Below are 20,422 nucleotides of genomic sequence, written 5' to 3'. Positions count from 1 at the left end.
TCGCAGAGACGCAAAGAAAAGAAAAGAAAAGAAAAGAATGAAGCAAGCTTAATAATAGCGGAGAACTAATTTAAGCTATGAAATGGTCCTAGTCACGAATAGTCATATAATTCAAATACCTACAAGGTCAAAAAAAGACCTTGCAGGAATAAAAAAAATAAGGAGTGCCTATGATAGTTTGTAGAGCTTTACATCGTCCCGTTTTTACCTACAATTCGAATAGTGGAACGCTAATTTTCTTTAGGAACGGTTGCGTGAGGGATGGCAGTGGAGCTCTTTTTTGAGCATTTTTTTTGCTCAAAAAAAGCGGGAACGTACAGCCCGACCCGACCTTTTTCGGGAGGGGCGCGCCCAAAATCAATATATTTATCTGAAATAAAAAATATGTCAACCAAAAACCTTTTTCTTTTAGCACTTATTTGGAGTGTTTCGTGTGAGAGCCAAGTGCTACGAAAAAAAACGACTTTGCTTATGGGCGGACGTTTTGACATTACGATTGTAGCTAAAGACTCTGCCGCGGCAAAAGAAAATATCGATGCTGTTGTTGCCGAAATCACTCGTATTGAGCATTTGATTTCGGACTGGAAACCCACTTCTCAAGTTTCGGAAGTGAATCAAAATGCGGGTATTCGCCCCGTAAAAGTCGACAAAGAAGTATTTGATTTGACCCAAAGAGCGCTTGAATTTTCTAGGATTACCAAGGGTGCGTTTGACATTAGTTTTGCGGCTATGGATAGGATTTGGAAATTTGACGGGTCGATGACCGAGATGCCAACGGCAGAAGCCATTAAAAAATCGGTTGAAAAAGTAGGCTATCAAAACATTATTTTAGACTCTGTTCAATCGACCATTTTCTTGAAAGTAAAAGGAATGAAAATTGGTTTTGGCGCTTTGGGCGAAGGCTACGCCACCGATAAATGTCGCGCTATGATGCTGGCTAAAGGCATTCCCGCTGGAATCATTAATGGCTCTGGCGATATGAGTACGTGGGGTACGCAGCCTAATGGCAAACCTTGGAATATTGGCATTACAAACCCTTTTCGACCTGAAAAAATTATGGCGGTTGTTCCCTTAAGGCAAGAAGCCGTAACCACTTCGGGGAGTTATGAAAAATATGTCGTTTTTGATGGCAAACGCTATTCGCACATCATCAATCCCGCCACGGGATATCCTGCTACGGGTTTGTGTAGCGTAACCGTTTTTGGTCCCAATGCCGAAACTGCCAATGGTTTGAGTACTTCGCTAATGGTTTTAGGACAACAACAAGGATTGCTTTTACTCGAAAAATTTGCGGACTACAGCTGCATTATGATTACCGATAACGGAAAAGTGATTCGGTCCAATAACTTCAAAAAGAAATTGAAGGCTAAACTTTAGTCGATTTTGCTTTCAATACACCTAAAAAAAAATGGTTTTCTTTCATGAAATTGGCACAATAAGACTTTTTAAGTCACGAATGCATCACGGAAAAACATTTCAAATTACTGACAAACAAATAGTTCAAAACTAATCATAATTTTTATTCGTATTTAATCTAAATAAGCTTTGTGATTTCATAGAAGGAGTTTATATTTGCATAGTTATTTTTAATTATTCCAAATAAACAAAATGAAATATATTTTACTCCCCGCAATACTATTAAGCTATTTTGCTAGTAGTGCACAAGATACAAATCAAGCACAGGCTACTACAGCCGATAAAAAAACTGAAATTGAATCGTACGAGTTTGAAAATGATACGGTAAAAAACAAGAAAGGTGGTACTTTGAACGAAGTTATCGTTACGGCACATAAACAAAGAAAGCCCATTTCTGCTATCCGTTCGGGTTTAAAACCTATGGATAATCCACAAACGGTACAGGTAATTGGAGCCGAAATTATCGAGCAGCAACAATCCATTCGTATGAGTGATGTAATCAAAAATGCTAATGGTATTTATGTTGGATCAGCACGAGGCGGAGCACAAGAGTCATTTTGGTCCAGAGGTTATGATATGACCGCGAACAATATGTTCAAAAACGGATTCAGATTTAACGGCGGATCTATACCAGAAATTTCAGGACTTGAAAAAGTAGAATTCTTAAAAGGTGGTGCAGCTCTACTTTATGGCAATGTAGCTCCAGGCGGTATCCTAAACATGATTACCAAAACACCAAAATTTAATGAAGGCGGGGAATTCTCTATGCAAATGGGAAGCTACAATTATTACAAACCAGCCTTTGATGTATATGGTCCTTTGAATCAATCCATCGCCTATCGCTTCAATGGTTCTTATGAAAAATCAGAAAGTTTTAGAGATTTTGTGACTAATGATAGAATTTATTTTAATCCTTCGTTCTTGTTTTTACTTTCTGAAAAAACACAAATTACATTACAGGGAGATTATCTAAGTGCCGATTGGACACCGGATTTTGGAACAGGATTGGTTGGAAAAGAAATTTTAGATTTACCAAGAAACCAATTCTTTGGCGCAAAATGGTCCAATGGAAATACTAAATCCTCAAGTGCTTCTGTTTTAGTAGAACATGATTTTAACAGCAATTGGAAATTGAATTTCAATAGTTCCTATCAAACCTACAGAAGAATGCAACTATCTACAGCTCAAATGTCTGGTTTAGTATACACTACAAATGCTGCTGGAGTAAAAGAAGTAAATTGGAAACGTGGTTTAACTCGCTTAGATGCTTCAGAAAATATATTTGGAAATCAATTGAGTTTACAAGGAACATTTAAAACAGGAAAAATTAAACACCAAATTTTTACAGGTGCAGATTTCGAAGACTCAATGGCACCTAATTATACTTTTGGATTCTTTAACCCTTCAAAACCTGCTGACTTAATAACAACTGAATCGACTGCTATTAATATCTTAAACTACGATTACAATACTCAAAGTAGAAATGTACCTTACGACAGCAGAATTACACAGCTAGCTACAACCTTCACTCAACGTTTTGGTGTTTATGCGCAAAATTTAATCACGATTAATGATTATATTAAAGTTTTGGCTGGAATTAGATGGTCATGGCAAGAAAATTATGTTACGACTACCAAAGAAACTATCGAAAAAATAAACAACGTTAATACCATTACCACCTCATACCAAAACGCAAAACCTGTAGAAGGCGCAAAAACAATCAACACGGCATTTTCGCCAAAAGGTGGTATTGTAATTCAACCTAACAAAACAACAAGTTTGTTTGCTAGTTATTCCAACTCCTTCACAACAAACACAGGTACGACAGTAGATTTAAAACCACTTGATCCTTCAATTATTGACCAATACGAGGTTGGAATCAAAAAAGACTTTATGAAAGGTTTAATTACTACAAATGTAACTGCTTACATTATAGAAAACAATAATCTAGCGCAAACTGCAGCATTTGGTTCAGATGGTGTTACACCAAACGTAAATACCAATTTAAAAGAATTAGTTGGTGGAACTAAAGGAAAAGGAATTGAAATTGATATCAATGCCAATCCGATGAAAGGACTTAACTTGATGGCAGGATACAGCTTTAATGAAACAAAAATCACCAAAACTTCAGGCACTAATGGAAGTTTGATTGAAGGCGATCTATTAACCAGAACTCCTAAACACACCGCCAACTTTAGCGTATTTTACAAAATTCCAGAAGGATTTTTCAAAGGAATAACCCTAGGTGGTATGGCCAGTTATATAGGTGATCGAGTGGGCGGATGGAATGACCGTTACGTATGGACTGAAAACAAACCTGCAACAAATCCAAAAACGTATACGATAACCATTGAAGATAGAGACATCCCATTAAAAGGATATACTACCGTTGATTTATCGGTTGGTTATGAATGGAAAAAAGTTTCATTGTTGTGCAAAGTTTCTAACATCACCAACGAATTGAACTACACCGTTCACGAAAACTATAGTGTAAACCCAATTGCGCCAACACAAGTTATGGCAATCTTGAAATACAAATTGTAATCAGTAATTAGTAATCCATAAAAAAACCAATGTTGGCAATTCAACATTGGTTTTTTTGGTTTTATATTTTAGTACAACCTATTTTAAGCTTGCTAAACTTTTTCAATAGTGGCAATCTAAAGTATCTTTTCAAAGAATTAAAATGCTAAATAGTTTATTAAATTTACATAAAAATTTAAAAATGATAAACGAAGAACTAGGTTATAAAGATCAATTAGAAAGATTAAAAAGAGCACGAGAAAAACTCAATGATTACAATGTAAATCAAATAATTTACAAAGATAATTTGTGGTCTTTCTTTCAAAATGCTTATCATTTAAAAGATTGGTTAAAAAATGATAGTAATTTCACATTAAGCAATAAAAGTATTGAAGATTTTATTACTGATAGTAAATTTGTCAAAATTGCAGCTGATTTAGCTAATCGTTCAAAACATTTAAAATTAACTAATGAAAGAGGACATAATTCAGATTGTAATAAAGAAAGCGTAACTATATTTGTAAACACTATCAGCTTTGATAATGAAGTAAACAAATTAATGCCTAAACCTAAAGTTATCTACTATTATTTAATAGAAAATGATAATAATGAATCTTTTAATCACATTGACTTAGCAGATAATATTATAAATGAATGGACTGAATTAATAGAAAAATATATTCTGTAAAACTAAAAAATCCCAATACTGAAAAAATTTCAGTATTGGGATTTTTATATTTAAAAAAATGTCTAGTTATTATTTCAATCCCACCAAACTTTGCTCAATAGTAGCAATTTTTGCTAAGGCATCCGCTTCTTTTTTACGTTCCATTTCAATTACTTTCTCAGGTGCACCAGCTACAAATTTTTCGTTAGCTAATTTTCCTTGTACCGATTTCAAAAAGCCTTTGGTATAGTTTAATTCCTCGGTCAATTTAGCAATTTCGGCTGCTACATCAATATTTCCAGTAATCGGAATAAAATATTCGTTGGATTTTACACGGAAAGACAAAGCACCATCCACTTTTTCTGAAACGTATGCTAATGAAGTTATATTCCCCAATTTAGTTACTATTGCATCGAAATACGTAGAAGCTTTATCATTGTTCACCACTTTCAATTCAATAGTATCTTTAAACGGAATATTCTTGTCTTTACGGATGGTTCTAATTCCAGAAATTACTTCGATTGTATTTTCGAAATCAGCTATCAATTGAGCGTTGAACGGCTTAATCTCTGGCCAAGTCGAAACAATTAAAGCCTCTTCTTTGGTTCTATCCGCGATTAAATGCCAAATTTCCTCTGTTAGGAAAGGCATAAATGGATGCAACAATTTCATATTGTTTTCTAACATTTCGATGGCTTTATCAAACGTAGCTTTATCAATTGGTTGTTGATAAGCAGGTTTGATCATTTCTAAGAACCAAGAACAGAAATCATCCCAAACCAATTTATAAATTCCCATCAAAGCATCTGAAATTCTATACTTTTCAAAATTGTCTTCAATCTCAGCCAAGGCTTGTTGCAACTTCGCTTCGTACCATTCAATGGCAACTTTTGAAGATTCTGGTTGTGGAATCGTTTCAGAAACTTCCCAACCTTTGATTAATTTGAAAGCGTTCCAAATTTTGTTAGAAAAACCTTTTCCTTGATTACATAATTCTTCGTCGAACATAATGTCGTTCCCTGCAGAAGCACTTAAAAGCAATCCTACACGAACACCATCAGCACCAAACTTTTCAATTAATTCCAAAGGCTCTGGAGAATTCCCCAAAGACTTCGACATTTTGCGACGCTGTTTATCACGAACCAAACCTGTTAAATACACATTCGTAAATGGTTTTTCACCAGCATATTCATATCCTGCAATAATCATTCTGGCTACCCAGAAAAATAAAATATCTGGCCCTGTAACCAAATCATTGGTTGGATAATAGTATTTGAAATCTTCATTTTCAGGATCCATTATGCCACCAAAAACAGACATTGGCCATAACCAAGAAGAAAACCAAGTATCAAGGGCATCAGGATCCTGACGAAGGTCAGAGGTTAGAAGTGAGGAGTTAGAAGTTTTTTCTTTGGCTAAGACTAAAGCCTCTTCAATGTTTTCAGCTACTACAAAATCTTCTTTACCGTCACCATAGAAATAGGCAGGAATTTGTTGTCCCCACCACAATTGACGAGAAATATTCCAATCGCGAATGTTGTTCAACCAATGGGCATAGGTATTGTTAAAACGAGAAGGATGCAATTTAACATCGCCATCTTCTAAAACCGATTTAATCGCTGGTTTTACTAAATCATCCATTTTTAAGAACCATTGGTCAGACAATCTTGGTTCGATTACTGCCTTCGTTCTTTCAGAGGTTCCTACTTTATTTAAATGAATTTCTGTTTTAGCCAAAGCACCTATTGACTCTAATTCCTTAGCAATTTCGGTACGAACTACAAAACGATCTTTGCCTTGGTAATGTAAACCAAAACTATTTAAAGTCGCATCTTCATTGAAAATATCAACAATCTCTAAATTATGTTTCTCTCCTAGCGTCTTATCATTCATATCGTGTGCTGGAGTCACTTTCAAACAACCTGTTCCAAACTCCATGTCTACGTACTCATCGGCTATAACAGGAATTTCTCTACCACAAATAGGCACTACAACAGTTTTACCTATCAAATGCGAATATCTTTCATCGTTTGGATTGACACAAATTGCGGTATCACCAAAGATTGTTTCTGGTCTAGTTGTAGCAACAATAACTCCTTCAGAATTAGTTGAAGCTCCCCCTTCGGGGGTTGGGGGGCTATACTTTAGAAAAAATAACTTTCCTTGTTGTTCTTCGTAAATTACCTCTTCATCAGATAAAGTAGTTTTTGCTTCAGGGTCCCAATTTACCATTCGGTAGCCGCGGTAAATCATTCCTTTGTTATACAAATCCACAAAAGATTTGATAACAGATGCCGACATATCTGGATCCATTGTGAATTTGGTTCTATCCCAATCACAAGAGCAACCTAATTGTTTCAATTGTTCTAAAATAGTTCCACCATATTTATCTGTCCAATCGTAGGCGTGTTTCAAAAATTCTTCACGCGTTAAATCGGCTTTATTGATGCCTTCTGATTTTAATTTAGCCACTACTTTTGCTTCTGTAGCAATCGATGCGTGGTCCGTTCCTGGCACCCAACAAGCATTAAAACCTTTCAAACGAGCTCTTCGGATTAAAACATCTTGAATTGTATTATTCAACATATGTCCCATGTGCAGCACTCCAGTAACGTTAGGAGGTGGAATTACAATGGTATAAGGCGTTCTATGATCTGGTGTTGAATGAAAGTAATTATTTTTCATCCAGTAGTTATACCATTTTGTTTCAATAGTTTTAGCGTCAAATTGTGCAGGAATACTCATTTGTATTGGTTTAAATCAATTATTTTATATGGTTTGATTGGTCATTGGTTATTCTACAAATAGTTAAATTAGTACTTACTGATCGTTTTTTTTTACTGCTCTTATTTTCAAAAACTCATAAACAGAAGACAATTAAACGATTAAAAAAATAAGCAATAAAACTAAAAGTGGTTCGGTATTTGTTACTAATCAGCTGGCAAAAGTAATTAATTAAAGTAGAGTATAAAAAGCGATTTAATAATTTGTACTCTAATTAAAAGAAACTATATTTACTCAACCAAAAAAACATCTACTTATATGAAAAATCTTATTATTGTAATGGTAACTTTGCTTTTTTCCGTTGCAACTTACAGCCAAAGTGGTCCAAAAATAGAATTCTCTACCCCAGACAACACCATTGATTATGGAAAAGTAAGTAAATCAAATGATAACGGCATTCGTTCCTTTGAATTTAAAAACACTGGAGATGCCCCTTTACAAATCATTAATATACTATCTACAAAAGAATGTAGCATTTTGAGTAAACCAACAACAGCTATTCAACCTGGTGAGAGCGGAAAAATCGAAGTAAAATACAATATGACTCCTGGCCCTATTAGAAAAACTATTACCGTTGAAACCAATGCTGTGAATCAAGAAAATGGTCGAATTGCATTGAAAATAAAAGGGGAAGTCCTTTAAACCTATTAAAGTTCGCTTTCTAACTTGAGAGCGAACTTTAATTTATTATTATCTCTTAACACTACTATGGCGATGTATTTCTCTTCTTCCTCCATAAATAAACTATTAATTTTCTGAAGGGTGTACCTAAATACTGGAGTTCCTCCGATAGAAACAATCTCATCACCTACTTTCAATCCACATTTTTCAGCAGCTGATTTTTTGCGAATGTTAGCAATAATATAGTTGGGTTTCAACTCGAATTTATATTTATACTCATTTCTTACAGTCACCTTATTTGATTCTTGCTTGCCAAAACCACTTGAAGTTAAAAGACTATTTTCAAGCTTTATATAGTCTTCTACCCATTTCAATCCATTTTGCTCAATCTCAATACCGCTTTTATTGTACTTAAAATGGGATTTGAAATTCGCATTTTTCTTAAGATAAATCATTCCTCTTTCATAATCAAAAACCACTTTGAATCTCCTGAAAATTTCAGCACCAATAGACCCTACTCTATTCTCGACCATTTTAACATGTTTCAAAGAACTCGAATCTGGGAATGCGACAATTGGAGTACTAAACTTGAAATCGGATATCTTTATTTCAGTAATTTTTGCTCTTTTACCCTCAATATCTCCACTAAATCCTTTTCCCAAAAAATCATCAAAATTTTTCTTGGGCACATTAATTCCGCTTGTGGTGTTTTGAAAAATCCAAACAGCATCACTGTTACCAATATCAATCAACATTTTGGATTCGATGTAAGCATCCTGCATTTTCAGTTGAACCTTGAAGTAGGGCTTGGATTTTTCAATTGAAATGGGAAGGCTCACAAATTTTTTATCCAGCTTTTGTTGATACTTCGAATTGCGTTTTGTTACAGTTATCTTTTTTCTGGTGTAGTCAATCTCGATAAGATTATTAATAAAAAACTGTTTCCCAATAATCCCATTTACAGGAATTCCAATATGTGACGAGAGATTGAAATTTTGGTCTAAAATGATATAAAAATTTTGTTTTGAAGAGAGTAATCCTTTTACAAACATATAATTATTAGTAGACTTTAATCCCTCTATTGACTCTTCACTACCTAAACCTCGCAGTTGAATTTTATCTATATTGTAGAGGTTTAGTTCTTTTTTATCATCCAAACTAAACAATAAAGTTTCCTCTACTCCTGTATCTAATAGAAAATTAAGTTCGATTCCATTAACCGTAATCGGTACAAAAATCAAGTTATTAATCAATTGAAATGGTATCTCAACTTGAGTTTGATTGGCTAAAAACTGAAACCCTTCTTGAGCACGGTTAGTAAACTGTCCAAGAAAAAATAGCAGAAAAAATAGAGTTATTCTCATTAAAAAAGGGTTTCGGTAATAGTACAAAAAATTCAACATATTTGTTAGAATTTGATAACAAATAGGAATTAAATTTACATTTAATTTGGAAAAAAAATCGCAATTTTGCACCAAATTATAAAAAACATGCCTAGTATTTCAATCAGAGGTAAAAAAATGCCTGAATCGCCAATTCGAAAATTAGCCCCTTTTGCAGATTTGGCCAAATCAAAAGGACGCAAAGTCTATCATTTAAACATTGGTCAACCCGATATAAAAAGCCCCGAACTCGCTATTGAAGCTATCAAAAATATACAACTAGATATTATTGAATATGGACCATCTGCTGGTTATGAAAGCTATAGAAAAAAATTAGCCCAATTTTATCAAAATCAAAATGTTTCAGTAGCTACTGAGGACATTATGATTACAACAGGAGGTTCAGAAGCTTTACTTTTTGCCTTAGGAAGCATTATGGACCCCGAAGACGAAATAATTATTCCTGAACCTTTTTATGCTAATTACAGTGCTTTTTCGGCTGAATCAAGCGCACGAGTTGTTCCAGTAATTTCCAACATTGAAAGTGGCTTTACTCTTCCAACGATTGAAGAATTTGAAAAAGCTATTACTAGTAAAACGAAGGCAATATTAATTTGCAACCCTAATAATCCTACTGGATATCTCTACTCTGAATCTGAAATAAATCAGCTTGGTGCATTGGTTAAAAAATATGACCTCTTCCTCATAGCTGATGAAGTATATCGCGAATTTATTTACGACGAGAAAGACCAACATTTCTCTGTAATGAACCTAAAAGGAATTGAACAAAATGTCATTATGATTGATTCAGTTTCCAAAAGATACAGTATGTGTGGCGCTAGAATAGGCTGCTTGGTAACCAAAAACAAAGAAGTTATTGCCGCTTCAATGAAGTTTGCACAAGCACGTTTGTGTCCACCTACAATTGAACAAATTGCCTGTGAAGCCGCTATAGACACGCCAAAAAGTTATTTTGACGAAGTAATTGCAGAGTACAAAGAAAGAAGAGACATTTTAATCCATGAACTTAACAAAATAGATGGAGTACTAGTAAAAAGCCCAAAAGCCGCTTTTTATTGTATCGCTCAACTCCCAATAGACAATGCCGACGATTTTGCACAATGGCTTTTAGAAACCTATGATTTTAATGGAGAAACAGTTATGGTAGCGCCTGCTGCTGGTTTTTATTCTACTCCCGGTGTGGGTTTAAATCAAGTTCGTATTGCCTATGTTTTAAGTAAAGAAGAGCTCATAAAAGCGGTTCACATTCTAAAAGAAGCAATAAAAGAATACAACCAACGTTCTTAGAAACAAAAAATAGAAGTATAAAAAGACAATAATTCAAAGGAGTTATTGTCTTTTTTTGTTAAAATTACACCCGAAATATTAAGAAAAACAAGGCAATTAATTCCCTCAAGCGATTGAATTTGTTACTATTTATTATTTATCTTTACCCCTTGAAAAATACACACCCAACAAATAGTAATTTTTAATGACAAATAACGAAGAATTCCACGACGAAATAGGAAATAATCATATTAGTACCAACGCTAATAATCCGATAAGAGAAGATGCTTTTGCTATTTCGGATGAAGAAAAAATTGAACGCATCAAGAAAGATGTAGAAAATATGTTGCTTACTTTGGGTATGGATTTAACGGATGATAGCCTAAAAGGCACCCCAAATCGTGTAGCAAAAATGTTCGTAAAAGAAATTTTTGGCGGTTTAAATCCGAATAAAAAACCAAAAGCTTCAACTTTTGACAACAACTACAAATATGGTGAGATGTTGGTTGAAAAAAACATTACCTTATATTCTACCTGTGAACATCATTTGTTGCCAATAATAGGAAGAGCACACGTGGCTTATATTTCTAATGGTACTGTAATTGGCTTGTCTAAAATGAATAGAATTGTTGAATATTATGCAAAAAGACCTCAAGTACAAGAGCGTTTGACTATGCAAATTGTTCAAGAACTTCAAAGAGCATTAGGAACAGAAGACGTTGCTTGTGTAATAGATGCCAAACATCTTTGCGTAAATTCTAGAGGAATAAAAGATATCGAAAGTAGTACGGTAACCTCAGAATTTGGTGGAAAATTCAAAGAAGCACAAACCAGAAGAGAATTCTTGGATTACATTAAATTAGAAACGAAATTTTAAAATATTGTTTAATCGTTAATTTGTTTAATTGTTAAATCGGAATAAATATGTATGTTTTTTCATTCGAAAAACTTGACGTTTGGCAAAATTCCCGAGAATTTGTTTTAGCAATTTATAAACTGACAAATAATTTTCCACAAAGTGAAATTTATGGCATTACTTCTCAAATAAAAAGAAGTTCATCATCAATCGCAACAAATATAGCAGAAGGAACTTCTAGAAATACAAATAAAGATAAAGCTCATTTTCTGACTTTATCATATTCTTCTGCCACAGAAACATTAAACCATTTAATAATTTCAAAAGATCTGGATTACATTTCCGAAGAAGAATATTTAGTTTGTAGAGAAAAACTTGAAAAAATTTGCAATCAAATTAACAGCTTAAAAAAATATTATCTTTCACAATAATAAACAGTTAAGTCGTTGAATTGTTTAATCGTTAATCCACCAAACAATTCAACGGATAAACCAAAAACGATTAAACAAATTAACGATTAAACTTTAAAAACATCATGTCATTACATAAAAGCCAACCCCTCAAAATATACAATTCTCTATCTGGAGAAAAAGAAGCATTTGTACCCGTTCACGAAGGAAATGTAGGAATGTATGTTTGTGGTCCCACTGTTTACAGTAATGTTCACTTGGGGAACGTGAGAACTTTTATGTCATTTGATGTAATATTCAGGTATTTATTGCATTTGGAATACAAAGTTCGCTATGTGCGTAACATTACCGATGTAGGTCATATTGTGGACGATGTAGATGAAGGAGAAGATAAAATTGCTAAAAAAGCGAGATTAGAACAATTGGAACCGATGGAAGTAGTACAGCGCTATACTGTTGATTTTCATCGTATTTTGAGCGCCTTTAATTTTTTACCTCCGAGTATTGAACCTACAGCTACTGGACACATTATTGAGCAAATTGAAATTATCAAAAAAATAATAGACAATGGTTTTGCATATGAAGCCAATGGGTCTATTTATTTTGATGTAGTAAAATTTAATGAAGACCATCATTACGGAATTTTGAGTGGCAGAAACATCGAAGATATGTTAGCTAATACTCGAGATTTAGACGGTCAATCCGACAAAAGAAATCCTCAAGATTTTGCTTTATGGAAAAAAGCAGAACCACAACACATTATGCGTTGGCCTTCGCCGTGGAGTGATGGATTCCCGGGTTGGCACTTAGAATGTACAGCTATGAGTACAAAATATTTGGGCAATCATTTTGACATTCACGGTGGTGGAATGGATTTGAAATTCCCACATCACGAATGTGAAATCGCGCAAAATGAAGCGTGCACAGGGCACACGCCTGTAAATTATTGGATGCATGCTAACATGCTTACTTTAAACGGTAAAAAAATGGCAAAATCGACTGGAAATAATATTTTGCCAGGAGAGATTTTAACCGGAGACAATACTATTTTGAGCAAACCTTTTTCTGCTTCGGTGACGCGTTTCTTTATGTTACAAGCACATTACAGAAGCATACTTGATTTTTCGGATGATGCTATTGTGGCGGCCGAAAAAGGATACAAACGATTAATGGAAGCTCTTTCGTTATTAAAAGACTTACCTACAAGCACTCAATCGTCTGTTGCCATTGAAGATTGGAAACAATTGTGTTATGATGCGATGAATGACGATTTTAACACACCTATCCTAATTGCGCATTTGTTTGAGGGTGTTCGTTATATTAATGTCATCAAAGATGGTAAAGAAACTATAACGGCAGAAGATTTGGCTTCATTTACAACCGCTATAGAAGCATTTGTATTTGAGGTTTTGGGTCTTGAGAATGAAAAAATTTCGGATAGCAGTAACGACAAACTAGAAGGCACCATTCAGTTATTGATTGACATGAGAAAGCAAGCCAGAGAAAACAAAAACTTTGCGCTTTCTGACCAAATTAGAGATCAATTATTGGCACTAGGCATTCAGTTGAAGGACGGTAAAGAAGGAACTACTTTTAGCTTGTAGTTTATTGTTTGTAGTTTGTTGTCCCATAAGCTTTCGGGATTGTTTAATGTTTATTATTTTTTGGTGTTAGTTCATAATACTAAGGACTTTCAATTATGAACTAAGAACCATGAACTAAGAACTAAGGACTTTAAAAAAAAAAAATGAAATTAAACTCCATTCTTACCTACCCATTAATTCTTTTGGTACGCTTTTATCAAGGAGCCATCTCCCCTTTTACACCAGCCGCATGTAGGTACGAACCCACTTGCTCGAGCTATATGATTGAAGCGTTGCAAAAGCACGGTTTTTTGTTTGGTGGTTATTTGGGATTGAAACGCATTTTGAGTTGTCATCCTTGGGGTGGAAAAGGTTATGACCCTGTTCCTGAAAAAAAATGCTCACACAAATAGTAATTAAACGTTTTCAATTTGATTACATTTAAAGTTTATATTTACAAAAAAATTACACATGACACACGCTTTGAACTTGGTTTGGAATCCATCTGAAGGATTAGATTTAGGCTTTTTTATGATTCGATATTACAGTCTAATGTTTGTAGTAGCTTTTGGATTGGGTTGGTACATCATGAAACATATTTTTGAACGCGAAGGAGAATCGATTGACAAATTGGATTCATTATTTATATGGACTGTTTTAGCTACATTGCTAGGCGCTCGTTTGGGTCATGTCTTTTTTTATGATTGGGAATATTACCGAAATCATTTGCTTGAAATCATACTACCATTTCGTTTTGAACCCAAATTTGAATTTACAGGTTTTCAAGGATTAGCCAGCCATGGCGCAGCTGTTTCTATAATCATTGCTATGTATTATTACAGTAAAAACATCTTGAAACGCCCACAATTGTGGATTCTGGATCGCGTAGTTATTCCTGTGGCTAGTGGTGCTATTTTTGTGCGTTTGGGTAATTTTTTCAATTCTGAAATTATTGGAAAAGACACAACTTCTGTTTTTGGAATTCGTTTTTTGAGAGATCAGTTTAGTCCAAGAGATGCTGTCAATGCTACTGGAATTGCCAATCCAAATGACGCATATAATGCAATTGCAACCGATCCAAAGTTTGCTGATCTATTAGCTCAAGTTCCTGCGAAACATCCTACACAATTGTATGAAGCTTTTTGTTATATCTTCGTTTTTGCCATTTTGTTTTTCTTGTATTGGAAAACAGAAGCGAGAAAGAAATCAGGCTTTTTGTTCGGATTATTTCTAGTACTTTTATTTACAGTTCGTATCATTGTGGAATCCGTAAAAGAAAGTCAAGGCGGTTTTGAAAGCGAATTAGGCAACATTCTTTCTACCGGACAATGGTTGAGCATTCCTTTTATCCTTATTGGTCTGTTTTTTGTTTTTAGAGCAAAAAAAGAGGCTTAGATTATAATAAAAAAGGCTGTCCTCATTTTGGACAGCCTTTTATAAAAAATAAAAATTTATATTATTTAGGAATCGATTTAAATCCCATATTGAACAAAGTAAACGCCTGAATATCGGCAGCTTCTTCAATTGTTTTAGAAACAGGTTTTCCAGCACCATGTCCAGCATTGGTCTCAATTCGAATCAAAACAGGATTACTTCCTTTTTGTTTTTCTTGCAATTCGGCTGCAAATTTAAAACTATGAGCTGGCACAACACGATCATCATGATCTCCGGTGGTTATTAATGTCGCAGGATAGCTCATCCCTGATTTTACATTATGTACTGGTGAATAGCCCTTTAAATAATCAAACATCTTTTTAGAATCTTCGGCTGTACCATAATCATAAGCCCAACCCGCGCCAGCAGTAAAGATATGGTAACGCAACATATCCAAAACACCAACCGCAGGAAGTGCTACCTTCATCAAGTCTGGTCTTTGTGTCATCACAGCACCAACCAATAAACCACCGTTAGAACCACCGCGAATTGCTAAGAAATCAGAAGAAGTATATTTTTGAGCGATCAAATATTCACCTGCTGCAATAAAATCATCAAATACATTTTGTTTTTGCATTTTGGTTCCCGCGTCGTGCCATTTTTTACCATATTCTCCGCCTCCACGCATATTGGCAACAGCATAAATTCCACCCATTTCTAACCAAACCGCATTAGCAATACTAAAACTTGGTGTTAAACTCACATTAAATCCGCCATAACCGTACAAAATGGTTGGATTCTTACCGTTTAATTGCAATCCTTTCTTATGGGTTATAATCATCGGAACTTTGGTACCATCTTTTGAAGTATAAAACACTTGCTTAGATTCATAATCTTCTGAAACAAAATCAACTTTGGGCTTAACATAAACAGAAGATTTACCACTCTCTGGAAAATACGTATAAGTTGTTCCCGGGGTAACATAGTTGGTAAATGAAAAATACAATTCTTTATCTTTGGTTTTACCACCAAAACCTGAAGCTGTTCCAACACCCGGCAAAGCAATGGTGCGGATTAAATTTCCTTTATAATCAAATTGTTTAACCACAGAAACCGCGTCTTTCATATAATTAGCAAAAATATACCCTGAACCTATAGATGCATTTAATACTTGCTCCGTTTCTGGAATTAAATCTTTCCAAATTTTAACACTTAAATCCGTAACATCTACTGTAACTATTCTTTTGTTAGGCGCATTTAAATTGGTCACTATTAAAAGCGTACTACCTACATTATCCAATACGTCAACATCATACTCAAATCCTGTATGAATAGGAATAACAGGGCCATTTGGAACAGATAAATATTTTATGTACAATTCATTTCCTGAAGTAGAATTAGCCGCCGAAATAAACAAATAACGATTATCATCTGATACATAGCCACCAACATATCTACGCTTTTCTTCATCACCAAAAATTACAGCATCATCCGCCTGTTTGGTTCCGAGTTTATGAAAAAATAAACGGTGTTGATCCGTTTTAGCCGAAAATTCACTCCCATCTGGTTTTTCGTAACTAGAATAAAAAATCCCATCATTCCCTTTCCAAGATAGACCACTAAACTTTACATCCACTAAAGGTTCGCCAATACTCTGTTTCGTTTTAGCATCAATAAAAATAACCTTTCTCCAATCACTTCCCGCTTCTGAAATAGAATAAGCTACTAAAGAACCGTCTTTAGAAAAACTTACACCATCCAAAGAAGTTGTGGCATCTTTAGAGAAAGTATTAGGATCTAAAAATACCTCTTCAGTCCCTTTAGCATCTTTTCTATACAACAGTGATTGATTTTGCAATCCATTATTTTTATAATAGTAAGTATAGTCACCTTCTTTAAAAGGCGCCGAAACTTTCTCATAATTCCAAAGTTTTTCCATGCGTGCTTTAATCGTATTTCGAAATGGAATAGCCGCTAAATAATCAAAAGTAACTTTGTTTTGCTCTTTAACCCATTCGGCCGTTTCAGCTGAACGGTCATCTTCCAACCATCTAAAAGGGTCTGGAATGGAATTACCAAAATAAACATCTACTTTGTCTATTTTTTTAGTGGCAGGATACTTTATCGTGGATTGCCCATACGAAAGCAAAGAAGAAGAAATAATCATAGTACTTAAAATTACTTTTTTCATATTTGTGAAATTAATTTAAAATGGAAGACAATTTGATAAAAATACTTCAAAACAAATCTAATAAATTACCCTCAAAGTAAATATAAAACAAAAGTTATTTTTGGGCGTGCCCCTCCATAAAAATTCCGGGTCGGGCTGTACGTTCCCGCTTCCCGATGAAAAATCGGGAGAGCTCCACTGCCATCCCTCACGCAACTGATCAACAATTCCTATTTTAGTAAACACAACTATAAACCTAAAATATATAAACAAAAAAAAGGGCGCATCATACAATGCGCCCTTTGTTATAAACAGACTATAACTTATTTATTCTCGTTATGTCTTTCTTCAATTAATTTTTTATCAGCAATTGAAATGGTATCTACTAATACTGGTGTTGCAATAAATAGTGAAGAATACGTTCCAACTATAATACCAATCAACATAGCAAAGATAAATCCTCTAATAGACTCACCTCCAAAGATGAACATAATTAACAATACAGCGATCATAGTTAATGAAGTATTGATTGTTCTAGACATTGTAGAGTTGATAGAATTATTTACAATTTCAGCAAAATTACCTTTTGTTTTACCATCTAAGAATTCACGAACTCTGTCAAATACAATTACAGTATCATTCATAGAGTAACCAATAACGGTTAGGATTGCTGCGATAAAATGCTGGTCAATTTCCATTCCGAATGGCATGAATTTGTAACATAATGAATAGATACCCAATACAAAGATAACATCATGCGCTACCGCAGCAAGAGCACCTAAACTATATTGCCATTTTCTGAAACTGATTACCAAATACAATCCAACAATAAGCATGGCACCTAAAACTGCCCAATAAGCATTCGTTTTAATATCTTCTGCAACAGTTGGTCCAACTTTCGAAGCCATAACAACCCCAACTTTCTTACCATCATAAGCATTTACAAATTTCTCATAAGTAACATCAGCAGAAAAATGTTTCTTCAAGCTTTCATACAATAATTTGTTCACTTCTTCGTCGGCTTCGCTTCCGTGTTCTTGAACTTTGTATTTAGTTGTAATTTTTAATTGGTTATCATTACCAAATACTTTAGCTTCTGCACTACCAAAAACTTTAGTCAATTCTTCTTTAACCTCTTCTGCTTTTACAGGTTTCTCAAAACGCACTTGAAACGTTCTTCCTCCAACAAAATCAACCCCTTGGTCAAAACCATTAGTAGCAATTGAAACAATAGATACTACAGTAACGATAGCTGAGAATACATAAGACCATTTTTTAATTCCTAAGAAATTAAAGTGGAAATTAGTAAAGAAGTTTTTAGAGAAATTAGTAACAAATGACAAGTCATTTTTACCAGCAATATTTCTATCGATAAAAATTCTAGCAATAAAGATTGAAGTAAATAAAGACGTTACAATACCGATTAACAATGTTGTTGCAAAACCTTTAATTGGTCCTGATCCAAATATAAACAATACCGCACCAGTCAAAATATGCGTTACGTTGGCATCAACGATTGAACGCATAGCCCCTTTCCAACTGTAAGAAGCAATAACAGCCTCATTTAAAGTTTTTCCTGCACGTAATTCTTCTTTCGCTCTTTCATAAATAATGATGTTCGCATCTACTGCTGTACCCATTGTTAATACTATACCAGCAATACCAGGCAACGTCAATACAGCACCTAAACTTGCTAAAATTCCAAACAAGAACAATAAGTTTACTGCCAAAGCTAAGTTTGCATACCAACCTGCCTTTCCATAATATACCATCATCCAAAGAGATACTAACAATAATCCAACAAGAGCAGAAGTAGTACCGTTATCGATAGCTTCTTGACCTAAGGAAGGTCCTACCACTTCAGATTGAACGATATCAGCAGCAGCTGGTAATTTACCCGCTCTTAAAACGTTAGCTAAATCTTTAGTTTCTGTGATATCAAAATTACCAGAGATTTCAGATCTTCCGCCAGCAATTGGACCACTAGACACCCCTGGTGCTGAATACACTACGTTATCCAATACGATAGCAATATATCCTTTTGATGTATAAGCTCTTCCTGTTAATTCTTCCCATTCTTTAGCTCCTTTGCTATTCATTTGCATAGAAACCGCAGGTTTACCCATTTGGTCAAATGTATCAGTAGCGTCTGTTACTACACCACCTGCCATAGATGGCGCATCATTTCTATTTCCTTTTAACGCATATAATTCTACTGCATCAATTTTTTTACCTTTTGTTTTTGCATCTTCAATAGAAGTTGGCTTACCCCAAACAAATTTAGCATAACGTTGTTCTCCTGCTAATAAGTTTTTTACATCAGGTCTTTTTAAATACCCATTAACAACAGCTGTATCTTTAGGAGAAAACATTCCTAATACAGGTCCACCACCTTGAGCAATAATTTTATCGAATAAAGGATTTTTCCCTGCTTTTGTAGTAGTTGAATCTTTTTCGTCAGTTAACAAAGCACTCAAAGTATCTTTTGCTACTTTTTTAGTTTCTACTTTAGCTACTTCAGTTTTTTTCAAAGCATCATTAGCAGCTACTAAGAAATTACCAATTTCTTCAATTTTATAAGTTTCCCAGAATTGTAATTCTGCTTTACCTTGTAATAATCTTTTGATTCTATCAACATCTTTTGCTCCAGGTAATTCTACAAGAATTCTTCCTGTTTCACCAATTTTTTGAATGTTGGGTTGCGTAACTCCAAATTTGTCGATACGCTCTCTTAAAACTCCAAAAGCACTCTCAACAGATTCGTCAACTTTTCTTTTAATCACTTTTTGAACTTGAGCATCGGTCATTTGAAAATCAACACCACCATCACCTTGCAAGCTTCTGTTTGCAAAAATTTCAGGAGAGGCTAATTTTGTAGTCCCATTGGCATTGGCTTCAAAAGCTTCAAAAAAGGCATCTAAATAGGTTTGATTTCCTTTTTGATTAGTAGTAGCATCAGCTAAGGACTTGTTGAAAACAGGATTTTTTGAATTATTAGATAATCCTTTCAAAATGTCTTTTACAGAAATTTGAAGAATTACGTTGATTCCACCTTCTAAGTCAAGACCTTTATTAATTTGTTTGTCTTTAACCTCATTATAGGTAAAATCAGTAAACCCTAGATTAAACACTTTTTCTTTCCCTATGGAATCTAAATATTTTACTTCTTTTTCAGTGTTTCCACCAGCGAAAGATTTAGCATCACTTTGAATCTTATCCGATACAAATGTGAAAGAAAGTTGGTAAATACTTACCAATGCAAATAGAATTGCGAAAAATTTAATAAGTCCTTTATTCTGCATTATTACTAAAAATTAATTATTTTTTAATTACTCTTTTTGTTTTAAAC

At 34.2% G+C, this 20,422-nt stretch carries 14 protein-coding genes; 10 read left to right on the top strand and 4 right to left on the bottom strand.

Annotated elements, in window-relative coordinates; genetic code table 11:
• Positions 1–384: 384 nt before the first annotated feature.
• The 3 genes from O9307_RS02535 to O9307_RS02525 all read left to right on the top strand — a co-directional run bounded on the left by O9307_RS02535 (position 385) and on the right by O9307_RS02525 (position 4,627).
• Positions 385–1,377, top strand: a complete 993-nt coding sequence (locus tag O9307_RS02535; protein WP_298295014.1) for an FAD:protein FMN transferase — start codon at positions 385–387, stop codon at positions 1,375–1,377.
• Positions 1,378–1,608: 231 nt separating this feature from the next.
• Positions 1,609–3,960 carry a TonB-dependent siderophore receptor gene (locus tag O9307_RS02530; RefSeq protein WP_298295012.1) on the top strand — a complete coding sequence of 784 codons (2,352 nt, stop codon included), beginning with the start codon at positions 1,609–1,611 and terminating at the stop codon, positions 3,958–3,960.
• 181 nt (positions 3,961–4,141) lie between these two features.
• Positions 4,142–4,627 carry a hypothetical protein gene (locus O9307_RS02525; RefSeq protein ID WP_298295010.1) on the top strand — a complete coding sequence of 162 codons (486 nt, stop codon included), beginning with the start codon at positions 4,142–4,144 and terminating at the stop codon, positions 4,625–4,627.
• Positions 4,628–4,696: 69 nt separating this feature from the next.
• On the opposite strand, the gene O9307_RS02520 is transcribed toward O9307_RS02525, so the two are convergent.
• On the bottom strand, positions 4,697–7,351 hold the full coding sequence (locus tag O9307_RS02520) for a valine--tRNA ligase (protein ID WP_298295008.1): 2,655 nt from the start codon (positions 7,349–7,351) through the stop codon (positions 4,697–4,699).
• Between the two features lie 297 nt (positions 7,352–7,648).
• Here O9307_RS02520 and O9307_RS02515 point away from each other — a divergent pair, with 297 nt between their 5' ends.
• Positions 7,649–8,032, top strand: coding sequence for a DUF1573 domain-containing protein (locus O9307_RS02515; RefSeq protein ID WP_298295006.1), 384 nt, complete (start codon positions 7,649–7,651; stop codon positions 8,030–8,032).
• Positions 8,033–8,037: 5 nt separating this feature from the next.
• Here O9307_RS02515 and O9307_RS02510 read toward each other — a convergent pair whose 3' ends face one another.
• Positions 8,038–9,375, bottom strand: a complete 1,338-nt coding sequence (locus O9307_RS02510; RefSeq protein WP_298295004.1) for an aspartyl protease family protein — start codon at positions 9,373–9,375, stop codon at positions 8,038–8,040.
• A 126-nt stretch (positions 9,376–9,501) separates the two neighbouring features.
• On the opposite strand from O9307_RS02510, the gene O9307_RS02505 reads away from it, so the two are divergent.
• The 6 genes from O9307_RS02505 (at position 9,502) to lgt (ending at position 14,924) form a co-directional block, all read left to right on the top strand.
• Positions 9,502–10,701 carry a pyridoxal phosphate-dependent aminotransferase gene (locus O9307_RS02505; RefSeq protein ID WP_298295002.1) on the top strand — a complete coding sequence of 400 codons (1,200 nt, stop codon included), beginning with the start codon at positions 9,502–9,504 and terminating at the stop codon, positions 10,699–10,701.
• A gap of 184 nt (positions 10,702–10,885) precedes the next feature.
• On the top strand, positions 10,886–11,557 hold the full coding sequence (gene folE, locus O9307_RS02500) for a GTP cyclohydrolase I FolE (protein ID WP_298295000.1): 672 nt from the start codon (positions 10,886–10,888) through the stop codon (positions 11,555–11,557).
• A gap of 47 nt (positions 11,558–11,604) precedes the next feature.
• Entirely contained in the window at positions 11,605–11,967 is a 363-nt protein-coding gene (locus O9307_RS02495) for a four helix bundle protein (RefSeq protein ID WP_298294998.1), read from the top strand.
• A 104-nt stretch (positions 11,968–12,071) separates the two neighbouring features.
• The gene (cysS, locus tag O9307_RS02490) at positions 12,072–13,550 is read left to right on the top strand and encodes a cysteine--tRNA ligase (RefSeq protein WP_298294996.1); all 1,479 of its coding nucleotides are present in this window, start codon (positions 12,072–12,074) and stop codon (positions 13,548–13,550) included.
• A 143-nt stretch (positions 13,551–13,693) separates the two neighbouring features.
• The gene (yidD, locus tag O9307_RS02485) at positions 13,694–13,942 is read left to right on the top strand and encodes a membrane protein insertion efficiency factor YidD (RefSeq protein WP_298294994.1); all 249 of its coding nucleotides are present in this window, start codon (positions 13,694–13,696) and stop codon (positions 13,940–13,942) included.
• 58 nt (positions 13,943–14,000) lie between these two features.
• A complete protein-coding gene (gene lgt / locus O9307_RS02480; protein WP_298294992.1) occupies positions 14,001–14,924 on the top strand; it encodes a prolipoprotein diacylglyceryl transferase in 924 nt (307 codons plus the stop codon).
• A gap of 61 nt (positions 14,925–14,985) precedes the next feature.
• Here lgt and O9307_RS02475 read toward each other — a convergent pair whose 3' ends face one another.
• Together O9307_RS02475 and secDF are read right to left on the bottom strand one after the other, a co-directional pair.
• Complete coding sequence (locus O9307_RS02475) at positions 14,986–17,094, bottom strand: prolyl oligopeptidase family serine peptidase (protein WP_298294990.1); 2,109 nt, start codon at positions 17,092–17,094, stop codon at positions 14,986–14,988.
• 302 nt (positions 17,095–17,396) lie between these two features.
• Positions 17,397–20,375: a protein translocase subunit SecDF gene (gene secDF, locus O9307_RS02470; protein WP_298294988.1), complete on the bottom strand. Its 2,979-nt coding sequence runs from the start codon at positions 20,373–20,375 to the stop codon at positions 17,397–17,399.
• Positions 20,376–20,422: the final 47 nt, after the last annotated feature.

The organism is Flavobacterium sp., assembly GCF_027531905.1.
In the GTDB taxonomy this organism is placed as follows: domain Bacteria; phylum Bacteroidota; class Bacteroidia; order Flavobacteriales; family Flavobacteriaceae; genus Flavobacterium.
The sequence above is the reverse complement of the archived record's forward strand: the minus strand, read 5'-3'. Positions and strand labels throughout refer to the sequence as shown.